This is a genomic window from Bradyrhizobium sp. AS23.2 (genome assembly GCF_001908185.1).
Taxonomy (GTDB): domain Bacteria; phylum Pseudomonadota; class Alphaproteobacteria; order Rhizobiales; family Xanthobacteraceae; genus Bradyrhizobium.
Window position 1 is genome coordinate 25,647 of sequence record NZ_LGHM01000008.1, and the last position, 15,883, is coordinate 41,529.

The window sequence follows — 15,883 nt, forward strand, 5'->3', positions numbered from 1 at the left end:
CTCACGCACCCTCTTGCTGGGCCGCAGCCTCGGCTTCGCCGCCCGCAACCTTGAACTTGCCGGGCTTCGGAGCTTCCTTCGGCAGTGGCTTCTTGACGGCGTCGCGCACGCGAATCCAGCCGCCCTTGGAGCCGGGAACGGCGCCTTCGACGAGGATCAGGCCGCGCTCGACATCGGTCTGAACGACGCGGAGGTTGAGCGTGGTGATGCGGTCGACACCCATGTGGCCGGGCATCTTCTTGTTCTTCCAGGTCTTGCCGGGGTCCTGACGGCCACCGGTCGAACCGATCGAGCGGTGCGAGACCGACACGCCGTGGGTGGCGCGCAGACCGCCGAAGTTCCAGCGCTTCATACCACCAGCGAAGCCCTTACCGACCGAGGTGCCGGTGACGTCGACGAACTGGCCGACGACGAAATGATCGGCGAGAATCTCGGCGCCGACGGGGATCATGGCGTCCTGGGACACGCGGAATTCCTCGACCCGACGCTTCGGCTCGACTTTGGCGACCGCGAACTGGCCGCGCTCAGCCTTGGGCATGTAAACGGTCTTGCGGCTGCCAGAACCAAGCTGGAGCGCGACGTAACCGTTCTTCTCTTCAGTGCGGTGGCCTACGACCTGGCAATTGCCGAGCTTCAGCACGGTCACGGGGATATGCTCGCCGGCCTCCGTAAAGACCCGCGTCATCCCGACCTTTTGTGCGATCACTCCGGAGCGCATCGGCTTGCTTCCTGTTCTTTCTGTCCGCTTGCGCGGACGGGATCCAAAAATCTTAGAGCTTGATCTCGACGTCGACACCGGCGGCCAGATCGAGCTTCATCAAAGCGTCGACGGTCTGCGGGGTCGGATCGACGATGTCGAGCAGACGCTTGTGGGTGCGCATCTCGAACTGTTCGCGGCTCTTCTTGTCGACGTGGGGCGAACGGTTGACGGTGAACTTCTCGATGCGGGTGGGCAGCGGAATGGGTCCGCGGACCTGCGCGCCGGTGCGCTTCGCCGTGTTCACGATCTCACGCGTCGACGTATCGAGAATACGATGGTCGAACGCCTTGAGACGGATACGAATGTTTTGGCCGTTCATTGCCGTGGTCTCTCTTCAGTGGGTGGCGAATAGCGAATAGCGAATGTCACCACTCGCTACTCGCCAATCCCTATTCGCGTAATTACTCGATGATCGAGGCGACGACGCCGGCGCCGACGGTACGGCCGCCTTCGCGGATCGCGAAGCGGAGCTTCTCTTCCATCGCGATCGGCACGATCAGGTGCACTTCCATCGCGATGTTGTCGCCCGGCATCACCATCTCGGTGCCTTCCGGCAGGTGCACGACACCGGTCACGTCGGTGGTGCGGAAGTAGAACTGCGGACGGTAGTTGGTGAAGAACGGGGTGTGGCGACCGCCCTCTTCCTTGGTGAGGATGTAGGCCTCAGCCTTGAACTTGGTGTGCGGCTTGACCGAACCCGGCTTGGCCAGAACCTGGCCGCGCTCGACGTCCTCGCGCTTGGTGCCGCGGAGCAGCGCGCCGATGTTGTCACCGGCCTGGCCCTGATCGAGCAGCTTGCGGAACATTTCGACGCCGGTGACCGTGGTCTTCTGGGTCGCACGCAGACCGACGATCTCGATTTCCTCGCCGACCTTGACGACGCCGCGCTCGACACGGCCGGTCACGACGGTGCCGCGGCCCGAGATCGAGAACACGTCTTCAACCGGCATCAGGAACGGCTGGTCGATCGGACGCTCCGGCTGCGGGATGTACTCGTCGACGTTCTTCATCAGCTCGAGGATGGCGTCGTGGCCGAGCTTCTTGTCCGAATCTTCGAGAGCGGCGAGCGCCGAACCCTTGATGATCGGAATCTTGTCGCCGGGGAATTCGTACTTCGAGAGCAGCTCGCGGACTTCGAGCTCGACGAGCTCGAGCAGCTCCGGATCGTCGACCATGTCGCACTTGTTGAGGAACACGACAAGCGCGGGCACGCCGACCTGGCGGGCGAGCAGGATGTGCTCGCGGGTCTGCGGCATCGGGCCGTCAGCAGCCGACACGACCAGGATCGCACCGTCCATCTGGGCAGCGCCGGTGATCATGTTCTTCACGTAGTCGGCGTGGCCGGGGCAGTCGACGTGGGCGTAGTGGCGGTTCGGCGTCTCGTACTCGACGTGCGCGGTCGAGATCGTGATGCCGCGCGCCTTCTCTTCCGGTGCCTTGTCGATCTGGTCGTACGCGGTGAACGTCGCACCGCCGGCTTCGGCGAGAACCTTGGTAATCGCCGCGGTCAGCGACGTCTTGCCATGGTCGACGTGACCGATGGTGCCGATGTTGCAGTGCGGTTTGTTACGTTCAAACTTTGCTTTGGCCATTTGACTCTCCGTTCAATCGTCAGCTTGAGACCGACGACAATCAGGCAAACTTCTTCTGGACTTCTGCCGACACGTTAGCCGGCGCTTCTGCGTAGTGGTCGAACTGCATGGTGAAGGTTGCGCGACCCTGGCTCATCGAGCGCAGGTTATTCACGTAACCGAACATGTTCATGAGCGGCACCATCGCGTTGATGACGTTGGCGTTGCCACGCATGTCTTGACCCTGGATCTGACCGCGCCGGGAATTCAGGTCGCCGATGACCGAGCCGGTGTAGTCTTCCGGGGTCACCACCTCGACCTTCATGATCGGCTCGAGCAGCACGGACTTGCCCTTCTGCAAGGCTTCGCGGAATGCCGCGCGCGATGCGATTTCGAAGGCGAGCGCCGACGAGTCGACGTCGTGATACTTACCGTCGACGAGCTGAACCTTGACGTCGACCACGGGGAAGCCCGCGACGACACCAGAGCTCATCACGCTGTTGAGACCCTTTTCGACGCCGGGGATGTATTCCTTCGGAACCGCACCGCCGACGATCTTGGACTCGAACTCGTAGCCCTTGCCGGGCTCGTTCGGCTCGACCACGATCGACACTTCCGCGAACTGCCCGGTGCCGCCGGTCTGCTTCTTGTGGGTGTACTTGACCTCGGCCTTCTTGGTGACGCGCTCACGGAACGCAACCTGCGGCGCGCCGATGTTGGCGTCGACCTTGTAGGTGCGCCTGAGGATGTCGACCTTGATGTCGAGATGGAGTTCGCCCATGCCCTTGAGAATGGTCTGACCAGACTCCTGATCGGTCGACACGCGGAAGGACGGATCCTCCGCGGCGAGCTTGGCCAGCGCCACGCCCAGCTTCTCCTGGTCGGCCTTGGACTTCGGCTCGATCGCGATCTCGATGACCGGCTCGGGGAATTCCATCTTCTCCAGGATCACCTGCTTGTCGGGATCACACAGCGTGTCACCGGTGCGCGCTTCCTTCAGGCCGGCCAGCGCGACGATGTCGCCAGCATAGGCTTCCTTGATGTCTTCGCGGTTGTTCGCATGCATCAGCAACATGCGCCCGATGCGCTCCTTCTTCTCACGGGTCGAGTTCACGACGCCCGTGCCGCTCTGCAGGATGCCCGAGTAGATGCGGCAGAAGGTGATGGTGCCGACGAACGGGTCGTCCATGATCTTGAACGCGAGCAGCGCGAGCGGCTCCTTGTCGTCCGCCTTGCGCACGACTTCGTTGCCCTTGTCGTCGGTGCCCTTGATGGCGGGCACATCGAGCGGCGACGGCAGGTAAGCGACAACCGCGTCGAGCAGCGGCTGCACGCCCTTGTTCTTGAACGCGGTGCCGCAAAGAACCGGATAGAAAGCACCGGTGAGAACGGCCTTGCGGATGAGCTTCTTCAGCGTCGCCTCGTCCGGCTCGTTGCCGTCGAGGTAAGCAGCCATGGCGTCATCGTCGAGCTCGACGGCGGCTTCCACCAGCTTCTCGCGATACTCCTTCGCCTTGTCGGCGAGGTCAGCAGGAATCGCCTCGACATCGTACATCGAGCCAAGCGAGTCCTGATTGTAGACCAGCGCCTGCATGCGAACGAGGTCGATCATGCCCTTGAAGTTATTCTCGGAGCCGATCGGAAGCTGAATCGCCACGGGCCTGGCGCCCAGACGGTCGACGATATCGGACAGGCACTTGTAGAAATCCGCGCCGGTCTTATCCATCTTGTTGCAGAAGACGATGCGCGGAACCTTGTACTTGTCGCCCTGGCGCCAGACGGTCTCGGTCTGGGGCTCGACGCCCTGGTTGGAGTCGAGCACGCATACGGCGCCGTCGAGCACGCGCAGCGAACGCTCGACCTCGATGGTGAAGTCGACGTGGCCGGGGGTGTCGATGATGTTCAGGCGCTTGCCAGCCCAGAAGGCGGTGGTCGCAGCCGAGGTGATCGTGATGCCCCGCTCCTGCTCCTGCTCCATCCAGTCCATCGTCGCGGCACCTTCGTGCACTTCGCCGATCTTGTGGCTCTTGCCGGTGTAATAGAGGATGCGCTCGGTCGTCGTGGTCTTGCCGGCGTCGATATGCGCCATGATACCGAAGTTACGGTAGTCCTCGATGGCATGTTGGCGGGGCATAGGTCGTTCCTTGCGAGTCCGAGTGTGTCGCCGTTACCAGCGATAATGCGAGAAGGCGCGGTTGGCTTCGGCCATCCGGTGCACGTCTTCACGCTTCTTGACGGCGTTCCCGCGGTTGTTCGATGCGTCCAGAAGCTCAGCCGAGAGCCGCTCCGTCATCGTCTTTTCATTGCGCTCGCGCGCAGCCGAGATCAGCCAACGAATGCCAAGGGCCTGCCGGCGGGTCGAGCGAACCTCGACCGGAACCTGGTAGGTCGCGCCGCCGACGCGGCGGGAGCGCACTTCGATCGTCGGCATGACGTTCTCGAGTGCCTGCTCGAACACGCCGAGCGGGTTCTGCTTGGTCTTGCTTTCGATGATACCGAACGCACCGTAGACGATGCCTTCGGCGACCGACTTCTTGCCGGCATACATCACCGAGTTCATGAACTTCGTGACGATGATGTTCCCGAACTTCGGATCGGGAAGGACTTCGCGCTTTTCCGCTGAGTGGCGACGAGACATTGAGCTGGTTCCCGCTTACTTCGGACGCTTCGCGCCGTACTTCGAACGACGCTGCTTACGGTTCTTGACGCCCTGGGTATCCAGAACGCCGCGGAGGATGTGGTAGCGCACGCCGGGCAAGTCCTTGACGCGGCCGCCGCGGATCATGACCACCGAGTGCTCCTGGAGGTTATGGCCCTCACCCGGGATGTAGCCGATCACCTCGAAGCCGTTGGTCAGGCGCACCTTGGCAACCTTACGAAGCGCCGAGTTCGGCTTCTTCGGGGTCGTGGTGTAGACGCGCGTGCAAACGCCGCGCTTCTGCGGCGACTGCTGCAGCGCCGGCACCTTCTTGCGCGACTTCTGCACTTCACGCGGTTGTGCGATCAGCTGGTTGATCGTCGGCATCCTGGCCTTACCCTTTGTTCTGCCGCGGCCCCTTGCAGGTCCGCTGTCTTGGCGCGGCCCGTTGCCGGGACCGCAAATTCGTTTCGAGCTACCCGCCCGACGAGGCCACCTTTCGCGGAAGAACCCGCGCAAAGCGAAATTGCGCCAACCGCTCCATCACTGAGCGGAAAGCGCTTCGACGCCACAGAGGACCGCAGTATTTGGGCCGCTCAGCGTGAAGCTGCGGCCCGCGCACCGAGGTCATGCATCCGAAATCGATCTCAAGAGAACGAGCTCAAGAGAACTAAAATCGCACTGGCATTGCCTAGCTATGATCGACAGCGTTTGAGCGGCATTCGTCGAGGTTGGTGCCCGCCTTTAGCGATCCCTGGAGATCAACGGGTGGCCCGTTCCGACGTTGGCGATGCTCACCGCCTGTCGTTAAGTGAGGCGCTTTCTATAAGTGAGAATCGATCAAGTCAAGGCGAAACGACAGTCGGAAAGCGCTTCTGGCACCTGTCAAAATCGCCGTTTGCCCGCACTCACCGCGCCTCCAGGATATGGGAACGGGACAACGGTCCCGCCAGCCCAAAAGGTATTTATATCAGGGTAAAATATACTTTTATAACCCTCGCTAAGGCTTTTTTTCCGGTTGATGCGGCAATCTGACGCCTGCGGCAGAGATTTGCGTCATGCGGTACACCGACATTGCCATCATCGGCGGGGGATTGTCAGGCTCGACCGCCGCCGCGATGCTCGGCCGCGCCGGCATTTCGACAATGCTGATCGATCCGCATGACACCTATCCGGCGGATTTTCGCGTCGAAAAACTCAGCGGACACGTGCAGGTCGAGCGATTCTTGCGGACCGGAATCGCAGAATCGGTGCTGCGCCGCGCGACCTTTGCCGGCGAGAACTGGATCGCCCGATTCGGCCACCTGCTCGACAAGGCCCCGAGCCGGCAGTTCAACATCCTCTACGGTTCCCTGGTCAACGCGGTCCGCGATGAAATCCCTGTTGCCGTCGAGCGCATCTGCGCCAAGGCCGTCTCGGTCGAAACGAGCCCGGAACGGCAAAAGGTCGTGCTCTCCAACGCGGAGACGATCTCAGCCCGCCTGCTCGTGCTTGCCAACGGCCTGAACGTTGGTCTCCGCCACCAGCTCGGAATCGCGCGAACAGTCGTCAGCGCCTGCCACTCGATCTCGATCGGGTTCGACGTGGCGCCGGCTGGGCGGAATTCGTTCGACTTCCCGGCGCTAACCTATTTCTCGGAGCAGCCGAGCGACCGCATCCCCTACATCACGCTGTTTCCGATCGGCACGCGGATGCGCGCCAATCTGTTCGTCTACCGCGGCTTCGACGATCCCTGGCTGCGCGAGCTGCGCCGTGCGCCCGCCGAGACGCTGCACGCCACGCTGCCGCGGCTCAAGCGCATCACCGGCGCCTTCGATATCCCAGGTGAGCTGAAGATCCGCCCGGTCGATCTCTATGTGAACGACGCCCGCGGCCAGCCCGGCGTCGTGCTGGTTGGCGATGCCTTCTCGACCTCCTGCCCCGTTGCCGGCACCGGCTGCGACAAGGTCTTCACCGACGTCGAGCGGCTCTGCAACGTCTACATCCCGCAGTGGCTCGCTTCAGACGGAATGGCCGCGGCCAAGATCGCCGCATTCTACGCTGACCCGGTCAAACAGGCCTGCGATCGATGGTCGGCCGCCAAGGCGTTCGACTTCCGCTCGGTTTCGATTGGCACGAGCCCCTACTGGACCGCGCAGCGCTGGGCGCGCTTCATCGCGTGGTCGGTTCAGGGGATGCTGCGGCCGGCTGGACGAGCCTTCCACCTGGAGCCGAACTTCCTCGGTCACTCCTCCTCGTCGTCCTCGTCCTCATCATCCTCGTCGAGGTCGTCTTCATCATCCTCATCGTCGCTGTCGTCGTCGGCGTGAGCCGCAGCGCCGTGGGGCTGATGGATCTGGTCGTTCCAGAGCTTGCGATAGGTGCCGTTCTTGGCGAGCAGCTCGGCATGCGAGCCGCGCTCGATCGCCCTGCCCCCTGAAATCACGATGATCTCGTCCATCTCGACCACCGAGGTCAGGCGATGGGTCGACCAGATCATGGTGCGTCCCTTGGCAACTTTCAGCAGCGTGCGATTGATCGCGGCTTCCGTGGTCTGGTCGAGCGCGGAGGTGGCCTCGTCCAGCAGCAGCAACGACGGATTGCGGATGATCGCGCGCGCGATCGCGATGCGCTGGCGCTGGCCGCCCGACAGGGTATCGCCGCGCTCGCCGACCTGCGTGTCGTATCGTTGCGGCAGGCTCATGATGTAGCGGTGGATCTCCGCCTTCTTGGCCGCCTCCTCCACCTCCTCGTCGGTCGCGCCCTCCTTGCCGAGCCGGATGTTCTCGCGGATCGACATGTTGAACAGCATGTTCTCCTGGAACACCACCGCCATGCTCCGGCGCAGCGAATCCAGCGTCACCTTGCGGACGTCAACGCCATCGATGGTGACGCGGCCTTCGTCGGGCACGTAGAGCCGCAGGATCAGATTGAGCAGCGTACTCTTGCCGGAGCCGCTGGGGCCGACGATGGCGATGCGCTTGCCGACCTTGAGCCTGAGGCTGAGATTGTCCAGCACCGGCGTCTGGCTGCCTTCATACTGGAAGGTGACATGGTCGAAGGTGATGTCGTTGGTGATCCGCGGCAGATCGGGCGCGCCGGGGCGATCGGCGCCGCGCGTCGGCTCGTCGAGGAGTTCCTGCATGTGGCGGATCGCGGCGGCCGAGGAGATCGACACCGGGATGAAATGCATCACATGAGCGATGTTGTAGGAGACCTCCCAGAACGCGCTCTCGAAGGTGACGAAGGTGCCGATGGTGATCTGGCCCTTGGTCGCCAGATAGGCGCCGATCGCGAGCACGACGAGGTGCAGCAACAGAACCGAGATGGTGACGGTCCGCTCCACCATGGTCGACAGGAACCCGGCCGAGGCGATCCTGTTGCGCGTCTCGTCATTGCGGAAGGTGAAGAAGCCGAACATCTTGCGCTGAAGGCTGAACGCCTTGATCACGGCCTGCGCCGCCACGTTCTCCTGCACCATGCCGAGTAGCGCGCTCTCGTTGAGCTTCTGCTCGTAATTGGCCTGCACCGCCTTCGGGGTGAGGATGCGCGGGCCGACCAGCGTGATCGGGAACACCAGGAGCGCGACGACGGCGAGCTGCCAGTTCAGGAACACCATCAGGATGATGCCGGCGATCAATTCCAGGAACGGCAGCGCGGCACTATTGGCGAATGTTTTGACCGAACCTTCGAAGGCCGAGAGGTCCACCGAGAAGCGCGACAGGATCTCGCCCCGCTTGGTGCGGCCGAAATAGGCCGCCGGCAGGTCCTGGACGTGCTCGAACAGGCGCTTGCGGACGTCGGAGATGATGCGGGCCGCGAGCCGCGCGTCCCAGCGCTCGTACCAGACTGCGATGATCGAGGTGAAGATGCCGGCAACCGCCAGCACGCCGAGGATCTTGTAGAGCGCCTGGAAATCCTCCTCGCCGAGCGCGTCGTCGATCAGGAACTTCAGGCTAAGCGGCATGATGACGTTGAACAGCGTCTCGACGACGACGCCGAACGCCACGAATGACAGTATCCGCTTGTAGTTGGCCAGGAAGGGTTTGACGAACCCGAGAATGGTCGCGAGCGCGCCGGCGGCCTCGCGCGCGGTAAAGACGACGAGGTCCTCGTCCTCATCGTCGTCATCGAGCTCCAGCTCGTCATCCTCCTCGTCTTCGTCGTCCTCGTCGTCTTCGAGGTCCGGCTTGGCGGCGGCGGCGAGCTTGTCGTCGAGCTCAGCCGCCTCTTCCACGGCGAGCTTCTGTTTGTCGGGCGAGAGAGGCTTGGACGCCATGATACCAACCGATGCTGACGGCCGGCATGACCGCAGAGAAAGCAGGAAATAGCGGCTACCGCTATTGCACCGATTCTATGCGATCATGATGAATTCGGCAAAGCAATTGGCGAATCCGCTGTGATCCTACTGCTAACCGTCGTCCTCGTCCTCGACCTTGTCGAAGAACGAATAGCGCAAGCTGTCGGCGTCGGCGTACCACTGGCCCGGGCCCTTGTTGGCGGCGAGCGTCGCCTCCCAGAGCGCATCGGTGCAGTCCTTGCGGTGCATCGACAGGTCGAAGCCGTTGCCGAAGAACAGTTCGGACCATTCCCACCAGGTGCCGAGCTTCTTGACCCCCCCGCAGGAGATCGTAGCGGTCGATCATCACCGAGGCCATGTCCGAGGTGATCGAGCCGAACACGACACCGGTCTTGACCACGCGGTTGAGCTCACGGATGGCACGGACCACCTGCTTCGGGGAAACATGGCAGAGGCTGGTCTCGAACACGAAGTCGAACGCGCCGTCCTTGAACGGCATGTCGGTGATCGAGCCGAGCTTGTTGTACTTCTTCAGCGCCTTCGGCGTCCTGGCGTGGATCGCACGGTTGTTCTCGATACCCCAGGCGTCGATGCCGCGCTCGCGCAGCGCACCAACCAGCTCGCCGCTGGCCGAGCCCGCGACCAACAGCTTGGCGTCCTTCGCCTTGCCCCAGACGATGCCGATCAGCTTGCTGAGATAATCGGGATCGCTGAAATGACGCCACGCCTCGCTATAGGGACCAAGTCCGCGATAGTTCTCGAAATAGTCCCGATCGATCTTGTCGGAGACCGGCTTGCCGTCCTCCTGCGCGCGCTCGCGGCGCAGTCGCATCATCTCGGTCAGGATGATATCGGTCGCGGCGTCCGAGGAGTCGAGCAGGCCATTCAGTGTCGAATCGAACAGATAATCGCCGACCACGACAATGCCGGGATGTTCCTTCGGCTCCGGCCGGTGATTGGTCATGACGTCGCGCACGGGCAAACCGCCCGGCAGCGCATTCACCGACGACAGCCAGCGGTGGATCTTGCCTTCCATGAAATGCAAACGCGCATCGCCGAGCGAGGCCGGCAGCGATTTCAGCGCGGCATCAATCAGCTCCTGATCCGACATATTGGCGAAGGCCAGCGCGTCCGAACCGGGAATGAGCCAGTTCAGCACGCCGTGCTTGCCGACGTCGTGGCGCGCGCCCTCGTTGTAGACGCAGCAGCCGCCGAAGGCTTCCGACATGAACCAGGCGCCGGGAATCTTGTCGCCCCAGAACGGGGTGTCGAACAGGATCGAGACGCGCAGGTAATGCGCGGGACGGTCGAAGTAAGAGACGTGCTTGACCATCGACTTGCGGAGCTGCTCGCCTTCCCAGCCGACGGTGGCGAGCCAGGAATGCGGCAGGCAGACCAGCACGAGATCGAAGTCGCGCGTCTCCGGCCCCTTCCCGTTCATCATCTTGAGCTGATAGCGGCCGGTCGGCGCCTTGCCGACGGTCAGCACGCGATGATTGAGCTGGATGTCGGCATTGACTTCCGACTGCAGGCATTCGATCAGCTGCTCATTGCCGTTCTGGATGGAATAGAGACCGATATAGCCGTCAACATCCATCAGATAGTTCTTCAGCGCGTTGAGCCCGTTGGTGTTGTGGCTCTCGGTCGCGATGTCGGAGCGCGCCATCACCTTGAAGAAACGCTTTGCCGTTTCGTCCTCGACCTCCTCGTCGAGCACTTGCTCGGCGGTCTTGTAGGCCCAGGGGTTCTCGTTGTCGTGCGCACCGACGCCTTCGTAATACTCGATCGGCGACATCGCCTCGGTGCAGCGCTTGCGGAACGCCTCGATCGCAGCCGCGGTCTTGGCGCCGTATTTGCGGCGCATGCCAGGCACGTCGTTGACGAGCTCGCCGCCGAACTGCACCTGCTCGGCATCCATCGGAATGGTTTGCAGACCGAAATGCTGGATCAGCTCGCGCAGCGGATCGGGGCCGGTCATCGAGTAGTCGTAGATCTCGGCAACGCCGGCCTCGTACATCGCCGGCGCGGAATCGAATTTGCGGGTGGCGATCTTGCCGCCGAGCCGGTCGGACGCCTCGTAGATGGTGACGCGGCAGAGATCGCCGAGCTTACGCTTCAGATACCAGGCGCTCATCAGCCCGCCAGGGCCGCCGCCTACGATTGCGAGATCAAGCATCAGAGTTCCGTGGTCTCCGGCCCTGCCCCCGTCACGGGATCCACCGGTCTAAGCTCCCCTAGCAGAAGCGCTTTTGCGCCTGAAGGAAAGATGAACAAAGGTTGATCCCGCACCGCAACAGGCAAACAAAGCAGCAAAAAGGCCGGCTTTCGCCGGCCTTTTCGTTATCCTCGGTATTCCTACGGATGAACCATCATTCCGCAGGCGGCAGCGCCATCGGCTCCGCTTCTGGCGGCGCGGGCGACACGACGGCCGCCTGCTTCTCGCGCTCGTCCAGGATCAGCTTGTCGCGCTTCATCGCGACTTCGCGGATCTTGGCCATGGAGGCGCCGGTGCCCGCCGGGATCAGCCGGCCGACGATGACGTTCTCCTTGAGGCCCTCGAGCGGATCGACCTTGCCGTTGACCGCCGCTTCCGTGAGGACGCGGGTGGTCTCCTGGAACGAGGCCGCCGAGAAGAAGGAGCGGGTCTGGAGGCTCGCCTTGGTGATGCCGAGCAGAACCGGCGTACCCGTGGCGATCTTCTTGCCCTCTTCCTTGGCCTTCTCGTTCAGCGCGTCGAACTCGATCTTGTCGACCTGCTCGCCGGAGATCATATCCGTGTCGCCCTGGTCGGTGACTTCCACCTTCTGGAGCATCTGACGGACAATCACCTCGATGTGCTTGTCGTTGATGAGCACGCCCTGGAGCCGGTAGACCTCCTGGATCTCGTTGACCAGATAGGCCGCGAGTTCCTCGATGCCCTTGACCGCGAGAATGTCGTGCGGTGCCGGGTTGCCTTCAACGATGAAGTCGCCCTTTTCGACGACGTCGCCGTCCTGAAGGTGGATGTGCTTGCCCTTCGGGATCAGGTACTCGCGCGGCTCGTCGGTCTTGTCCATCGGCTCGATCGAGATGCGACGCTTGTTCTTGTAGTCGCGCCCGAACCGGATGGTGCCCGCGATTTCGGCGATGATCGCCGCATCCTTCGGACGCCGTGCCTCGAACAGTTCCGCCACCCGCGGCAGACCGCCGGTGATGTCACGCGTCTTGGCGCTTTCGGTCGAGACACGGGCGAGGATGTCGCCCGGCGCGACCTTGGCGCCGATGTCGACCGAGAGAATGGCGTCGACCGACAGCATGTAGCGGGCATCACCGCCACGGGCGAGCTTGAGCACCTTGCCATCCTTGCCCTTGACCACGATGGCCGGACGCAGGTCCGAACCGCCGCGGGTCGAGCGCCAGTCGATGACCACGCGCTTGGCGATACCGGTGGCCTCGTCCAGCGTTTCCGAGATCGACTGCCCTTCGACCAGATCCTCAAAGCCGATGGTGCCTTCCACCTCGGTGAGAAGCGGACGGGTGTAGGGATCCCACTCGACGATACGCTGGCCGCGCTTGACGTTGTCGCCCTCGTCGACGTGCAGGCGCGAGCCGTACTGAATACGGTGCGTCGCACGCTCGGTGCCGTCGGCATCGACGATCGCCACCACCATGTTGCGGACCATCGCGATCAGGTGACCTTCGCTGTTGCGGGCGATAGCCTTGTTCCTGATCACGATCTTGCCGTCGAAGTTGGATTCGACGAACGACTGCTCGTTGAGCTGCGCCGCACCACCGATGTGGAAGGTGCGCATGGTGAGCTGGGTACCAGGCTCGCCGATCGACTGCGCCGCGATGACGCCGACGGCTTCACCGTGGTTGACCGGCGTGCCGCGGGCGAGGTCGCGGCCGTAGCACTTGCCGCAGATGCCGTTGACGAGCTCGCAAGTCAGCGCCGAGCGGATCTTCACCTCCTGGACACCACCCTGCTGGATGGCATCAAGATGGCTCTCTTCCATCAGCGTACCGCGCTTGATGATCACCGTACCCGAGCTGTCACGCACGTCATCGCAGGCCGTGCGTCCGAGGATGCGCGAGCCGAGCGAAGCGACCACGGTGCCGGCATCGACGATGGCGCGCATCTTGATGCCGAGCTTGGTGCCGCAGTCGTCCTGCGTGATGATACAGTCCTGCGCGACGTCGACGAGACGACGGGTCAGGTAGCCGGAGTTCGCGGTCTTCAACGCGGTGTCCGCGAGGCCCTTGCGGGCGCCGTGGGTCGAGTTGAAGTACTCGAGCACCGAGAGGCCTTCCTTGAAGTTCGAGATGATCGGCGTCTCGATGATCTCGCCCGAGGGCTTGGCCATCAGGCCGCGCATGCCGGCGAGCTGGCGCATCTGGGCCGGCGAACCGCGGGCACCGGAGTGAGCCATCATGTAGATCGAGTTGATGTCGGCATCGGCTCCGCTCGCCGTCTTCTTGGTGGCGGAGATCTCCTTCATCATCGCCTTGGCGATTTCTTCCGTGGCCTTCGACCAGGCGTCGACGACCTTGTTGTACTTCTCGCCATGGGTGATCAGACCGTCGTTGTACTGCTGCTCGAAATCCTTCGCCAACGTACGGGTGGTGTCGACGATCTTCCACTTGCCGTGCGGCACGACCATGTCGTCCTTGCCGAACGAGATGCCGGCCTTGAACGCGTTGTAGAAGCCGAGCGCCATGATGCGGTCGCAGAAGATCACAGTCTCCTTCTGACCGCAGTGGCGGTAGACTTGGTCGATCACGCCGGAGATCTCGCGCTTGGTCATCAGCTTGTTGATGATCTCGTACGCAACCCGCGGATTCTTCGGCAGGAGGTTGCCGAGCATGACGCGGCCGGCGGTGGTCTCGATCCAGCGCTTGGAGACCTTGCCGCTCTCGTCCATGCCTTCCCACCGGTACTTGATCTTGGTGTGAAGGTGGATGACCTTCGAGTGCAGCGCGTGCTCGAGCTCCGCCATGTCGCCGAACAGCTTGCCCTCGCCGGGCAGGCCTTCGCGCATGATGGAGACGTAGTAGAGACCAAGCACGATGTCCTGCGACGGCACGATGATCGGCTGGCCGTTCGCCGGATGCAGGATGTTGTTGGTCGACATCATCAGGACGCGCGCTTCCAGCTGCGCTTCAAGCGACAGCGGAACGTGCACGGCCATCTGGTCGCCGTCGAAGTCGGCGTTGAAGGCGGCGCAGACCAGCGGGTGGAGCTGGATCGCCTTGCCTTCGATCAGCACGGGCTCGAACGCCTGGATGCCGAGACGATGCAGCGTCGGTGCGCGGTTGAGCAGCACCGGATGCTCGCGGATCACCTCGTCGAGGATGTCCCAGACCTCGGGCCGCTCCTTCTCGACCAGCTTCTTCGCCTGCTTCACGGTGGTGGACAGGCCCTTGGCGTCAAGCCGCGAATAGATGAACGGCTTGAACAGCTCGAGCGCCATCTTCTTCGGCAGGCCGCACTGATGCAGGCGCAGCTCGGGACCGACCACGATCACCGAACGGCCCGAATAGTCGACGCGCTTGCCGAGCAGGTTCTGGCGGAAGCGGCCCTGCTTGCCCTTGAGCATGTCGGCGAGCGACTTCAGCGGGCGCTTGTTGGCGCCGGTGATGACGCGGCCACGGCGGCCGTTGTCGAACAGCGCGTCGACGGCCTCCTGAAGCATGCGCTTCTCGTTGCGGATGATGATGTCCGGCGCGCGCAGCTCCATCAGCCGCTTCAAGCGGTTGTTGCGGTTGATGACGCGGCGGTAGAGGTCGTTGAGGTCCGACGTCGCGAAGCGGCCGCCGTCCAGCGGCACCAGCGGACGCAGGTCCGGCGGGATCACCGGAACCACGGTCATGATCATCCATTCCGGCTTGTTGCCGGAGTGGCGGAACGCTTCCACGATCTTCAGGCGCTTGGCGAGCTTCTTGTGCTTGATGTCGGAGTCGGTCTCCTGCATCTCCGCGCGCAAGGACAATTCGAGCTTCTCGAGGTCCATGCCCTTGAGCAGCTCGCGGATCGCTTCAGCGCCGATCATGGCGGTGAAGGAATCCTGGCCGTACTCGTCCTGCGCCTTCAGATACTCGTCTTCCGACAGCAACTGACGGTCCTTCAGCGCGGTGAGGCCCGGCTCCAGCACGACGTAGTATTCGAAGTAGAGGATCCGCTCGAGATCCTTCAGCGTCATGTCGAGCAGAAGGCCGATGCGCGAGGGCAGCGACTTCAGGAACCAGATATGGGCGACGGGAGCCGCGAGCTCGATATGGCCCATGCGCTCGCGCCGGACGCGCGACAGCGTGACCTCGACCGAGCACTTCTCGCAGATGATGCCCTTGTACTTCATGCGCTTGTACTTGCCGCACAAGCACTCATAGTCCTTGATCGGCCCGAAGATACGCGCGCAGAACAGGCCGTCGCGCTCGGGCTTGAAGGTACGGTAGTTGATGGTCTCCGGCTTCTTGATCTCGCCGTAGGACCAGGACAGAATCTTCTCCGGGGACGCGATCGAGATCCGGATCTGGTCGAAGACCTGAGCCGGCGTCGTCGGGTTAAAGAGATTCATAATTTCTTGGTTCATCGTCTTCTCCTCGCGTACCGGTCGCCTCCGGCAGCAAATTCGAAAATCACTCGAGCGGGGCGCCCT

At 62.8% G+C, this 15,883-nt stretch carries 10 protein-coding genes and 1 pseudogene; 2 read left to right on the forward strand and 9 right to left on the reverse strand.

Translation table 11 applies throughout. The features are described 5' to 3' along the window. Position 1 precedes the first annotated feature (1 nt). From rplC to rpsL, 6 genes are all read right to left on the reverse strand, one after another. Positions 2-718, reverse strand: coding sequence for a 50S ribosomal protein L3 (rplC, locus tag AC630_RS01555; RefSeq protein WP_074116742.1), 717 nt, complete (start codon positions 716-718; stop codon positions 2-4). Positions 719-770: 52 nt separating this feature from the next. Further along, complete coding sequence (gene rpsJ / locus AC630_RS01560; RefSeq protein WP_002712302.1) at positions 771-1,079, reverse strand: 30S ribosomal protein S10; 309 nt, start codon at positions 1,077-1,079, stop codon at positions 771-773. Positions 1,080-1,161: 82 nt separating this feature from the next. Beyond that, on the reverse strand, positions 1,162-2,352 hold the full coding sequence (gene tuf, locus AC630_RS01565; protein WP_074116743.1) for an elongation factor Tu: 1,191 nt from the start codon (positions 2,350-2,352) through the stop codon (positions 1,162-1,164). Between the two features lie 40 nt (positions 2,353-2,392). Next, entirely contained in the window at positions 2,393-4,465 is a 2,073-nt protein-coding gene (gene fusA, locus AC630_RS01570; RefSeq protein WP_074116744.1) for an elongation factor G, read from the reverse strand. A 33-nt stretch (positions 4,466-4,498) separates the two neighbouring features. Further along, the gene (gene rpsG, locus AC630_RS01575; RefSeq protein WP_008136420.1) at positions 4,499-4,969 is read right to left on the reverse strand and encodes a 30S ribosomal protein S7; all 471 of its coding nucleotides are present in this window, start codon (positions 4,967-4,969) and stop codon (positions 4,499-4,501) included. Positions 4,970-4,984: 15 nt separating this feature from the next. After that, positions 4,985-5,356, reverse strand: coding sequence for a 30S ribosomal protein S12 (rpsL, locus tag AC630_RS01580; protein ID WP_007603006.1), 372 nt, complete (start codon positions 5,354-5,356; stop codon positions 4,985-4,987). 381 nt (positions 5,357-5,737) lie between these two features. Between rpsL and AC630_RS43290 the strand changes: the two genes are divergently transcribed. Both AC630_RS43290 and AC630_RS01585 read left to right on the forward strand, forming a co-directional pair. Then, positions 5,738-6,004, forward strand: a complete 267-nt coding sequence (locus AC630_RS43290) for a hypothetical protein (protein WP_143197733.1) — start codon at positions 5,738-5,740, stop codon at positions 6,002-6,004. 23 nt (positions 6,005-6,027) lie between these two features. Continuing rightward, a complete protein-coding gene (locus tag AC630_RS01585; protein ID WP_074116745.1) occupies positions 6,028-7,278 on the forward strand; it encodes an FAD-dependent oxidoreductase in 1,251 nt (416 codons plus the stop codon). Here the strand turns inward: AC630_RS01585 and AC630_RS01590 are convergent. The 3 genes and pseudogenes from AC630_RS01590 to rpoC all read right to left on the reverse strand — a co-directional run bounded on the left by AC630_RS01590 (position 7,194) and on the right by rpoC (position 15,817). Beyond that, a complete protein-coding gene (locus tag AC630_RS01590) occupies positions 7,194-9,227 on the reverse strand; it encodes an ABC transporter ATP-binding protein (protein ID WP_074116746.1) in 2,034 nt (677 codons plus the stop codon). The genes AC630_RS01585 and AC630_RS01590 overlap by 85 nt on opposite strands. Positions 9,228-9,359: 132 nt before the next feature. Continuing rightward, a pseudogene (locus AC630_RS01595) lies at positions 9,360-11,424 on the reverse strand (FAD-dependent oxidoreductase). Positions 11,425-11,617: 193 nt separating this feature from the next. Further along, positions 11,618-15,817, reverse strand: coding sequence for a DNA-directed RNA polymerase subunit beta' (gene rpoC / locus AC630_RS01600; protein WP_074116747.1), 4,200 nt, complete (start codon positions 15,815-15,817; stop codon positions 11,618-11,620). Between the last annotated feature and the right edge of the window lie 66 nt (positions 15,818-15,883).

Bases quoted from the DNA above. Each gene is read 5' to 3' on its own strand.
- rplC (WP_074116742.1), bottom strand. From the start codon at position 718: ATGCGCTCCGGAGTGATCGCACAAAAGGTCGGGATGACGCGGGTCTTT.
- rpsJ (WP_002712302.1), bottom strand. From the start codon at position 1,079: ATGAACGGCCAAAACATTCGTATCCGTCTCAAGGCGTTCGACCATCGT.
- tuf (WP_074116743.1), bottom strand. From the start codon at position 2,352: ATGGCCAAAGCAAAGTTTGAACGTAACAAACCGCACTGCAACATCGGC.
- fusA (WP_074116744.1), bottom strand. From the start codon at position 4,465: ATGCCCCGCCAACATGCCATCGAGGACTACCGTAACTTCGGTATCATG.
- rpsG (WP_008136420.1), bottom strand. From the start codon at position 4,969: ATGTCTCGTCGCCACTCAGCGGAAAAGCGCGAAGTCCTTCCCGATCCG.
- rpsL (WP_007603006.1), bottom strand. From the start codon at position 5,356: ATGCCGACGATCAACCAGCTGATCGCACAACCGCGTGAAGTGCAGAAG.
- AC630_RS01585 (WP_074116745.1), top strand. From the start codon at position 6,028: ATGCGGTACACCGACATTGCCATCATCGGCGGGGGATTGTCAGGCTCG.
- AC630_RS01590 (WP_074116746.1), bottom strand. From the start codon at position 9,227: ATGGCGTCCAAGCCTCTCTCGCCCGACAAACAGAAGCTCGCCGTGGAA.
- rpoC (WP_074116747.1), bottom strand. From the start codon at position 15,817: ATGAACCAAGAAATTATGAATCTCTTTAACCCGACGACGCCGGCTCAG.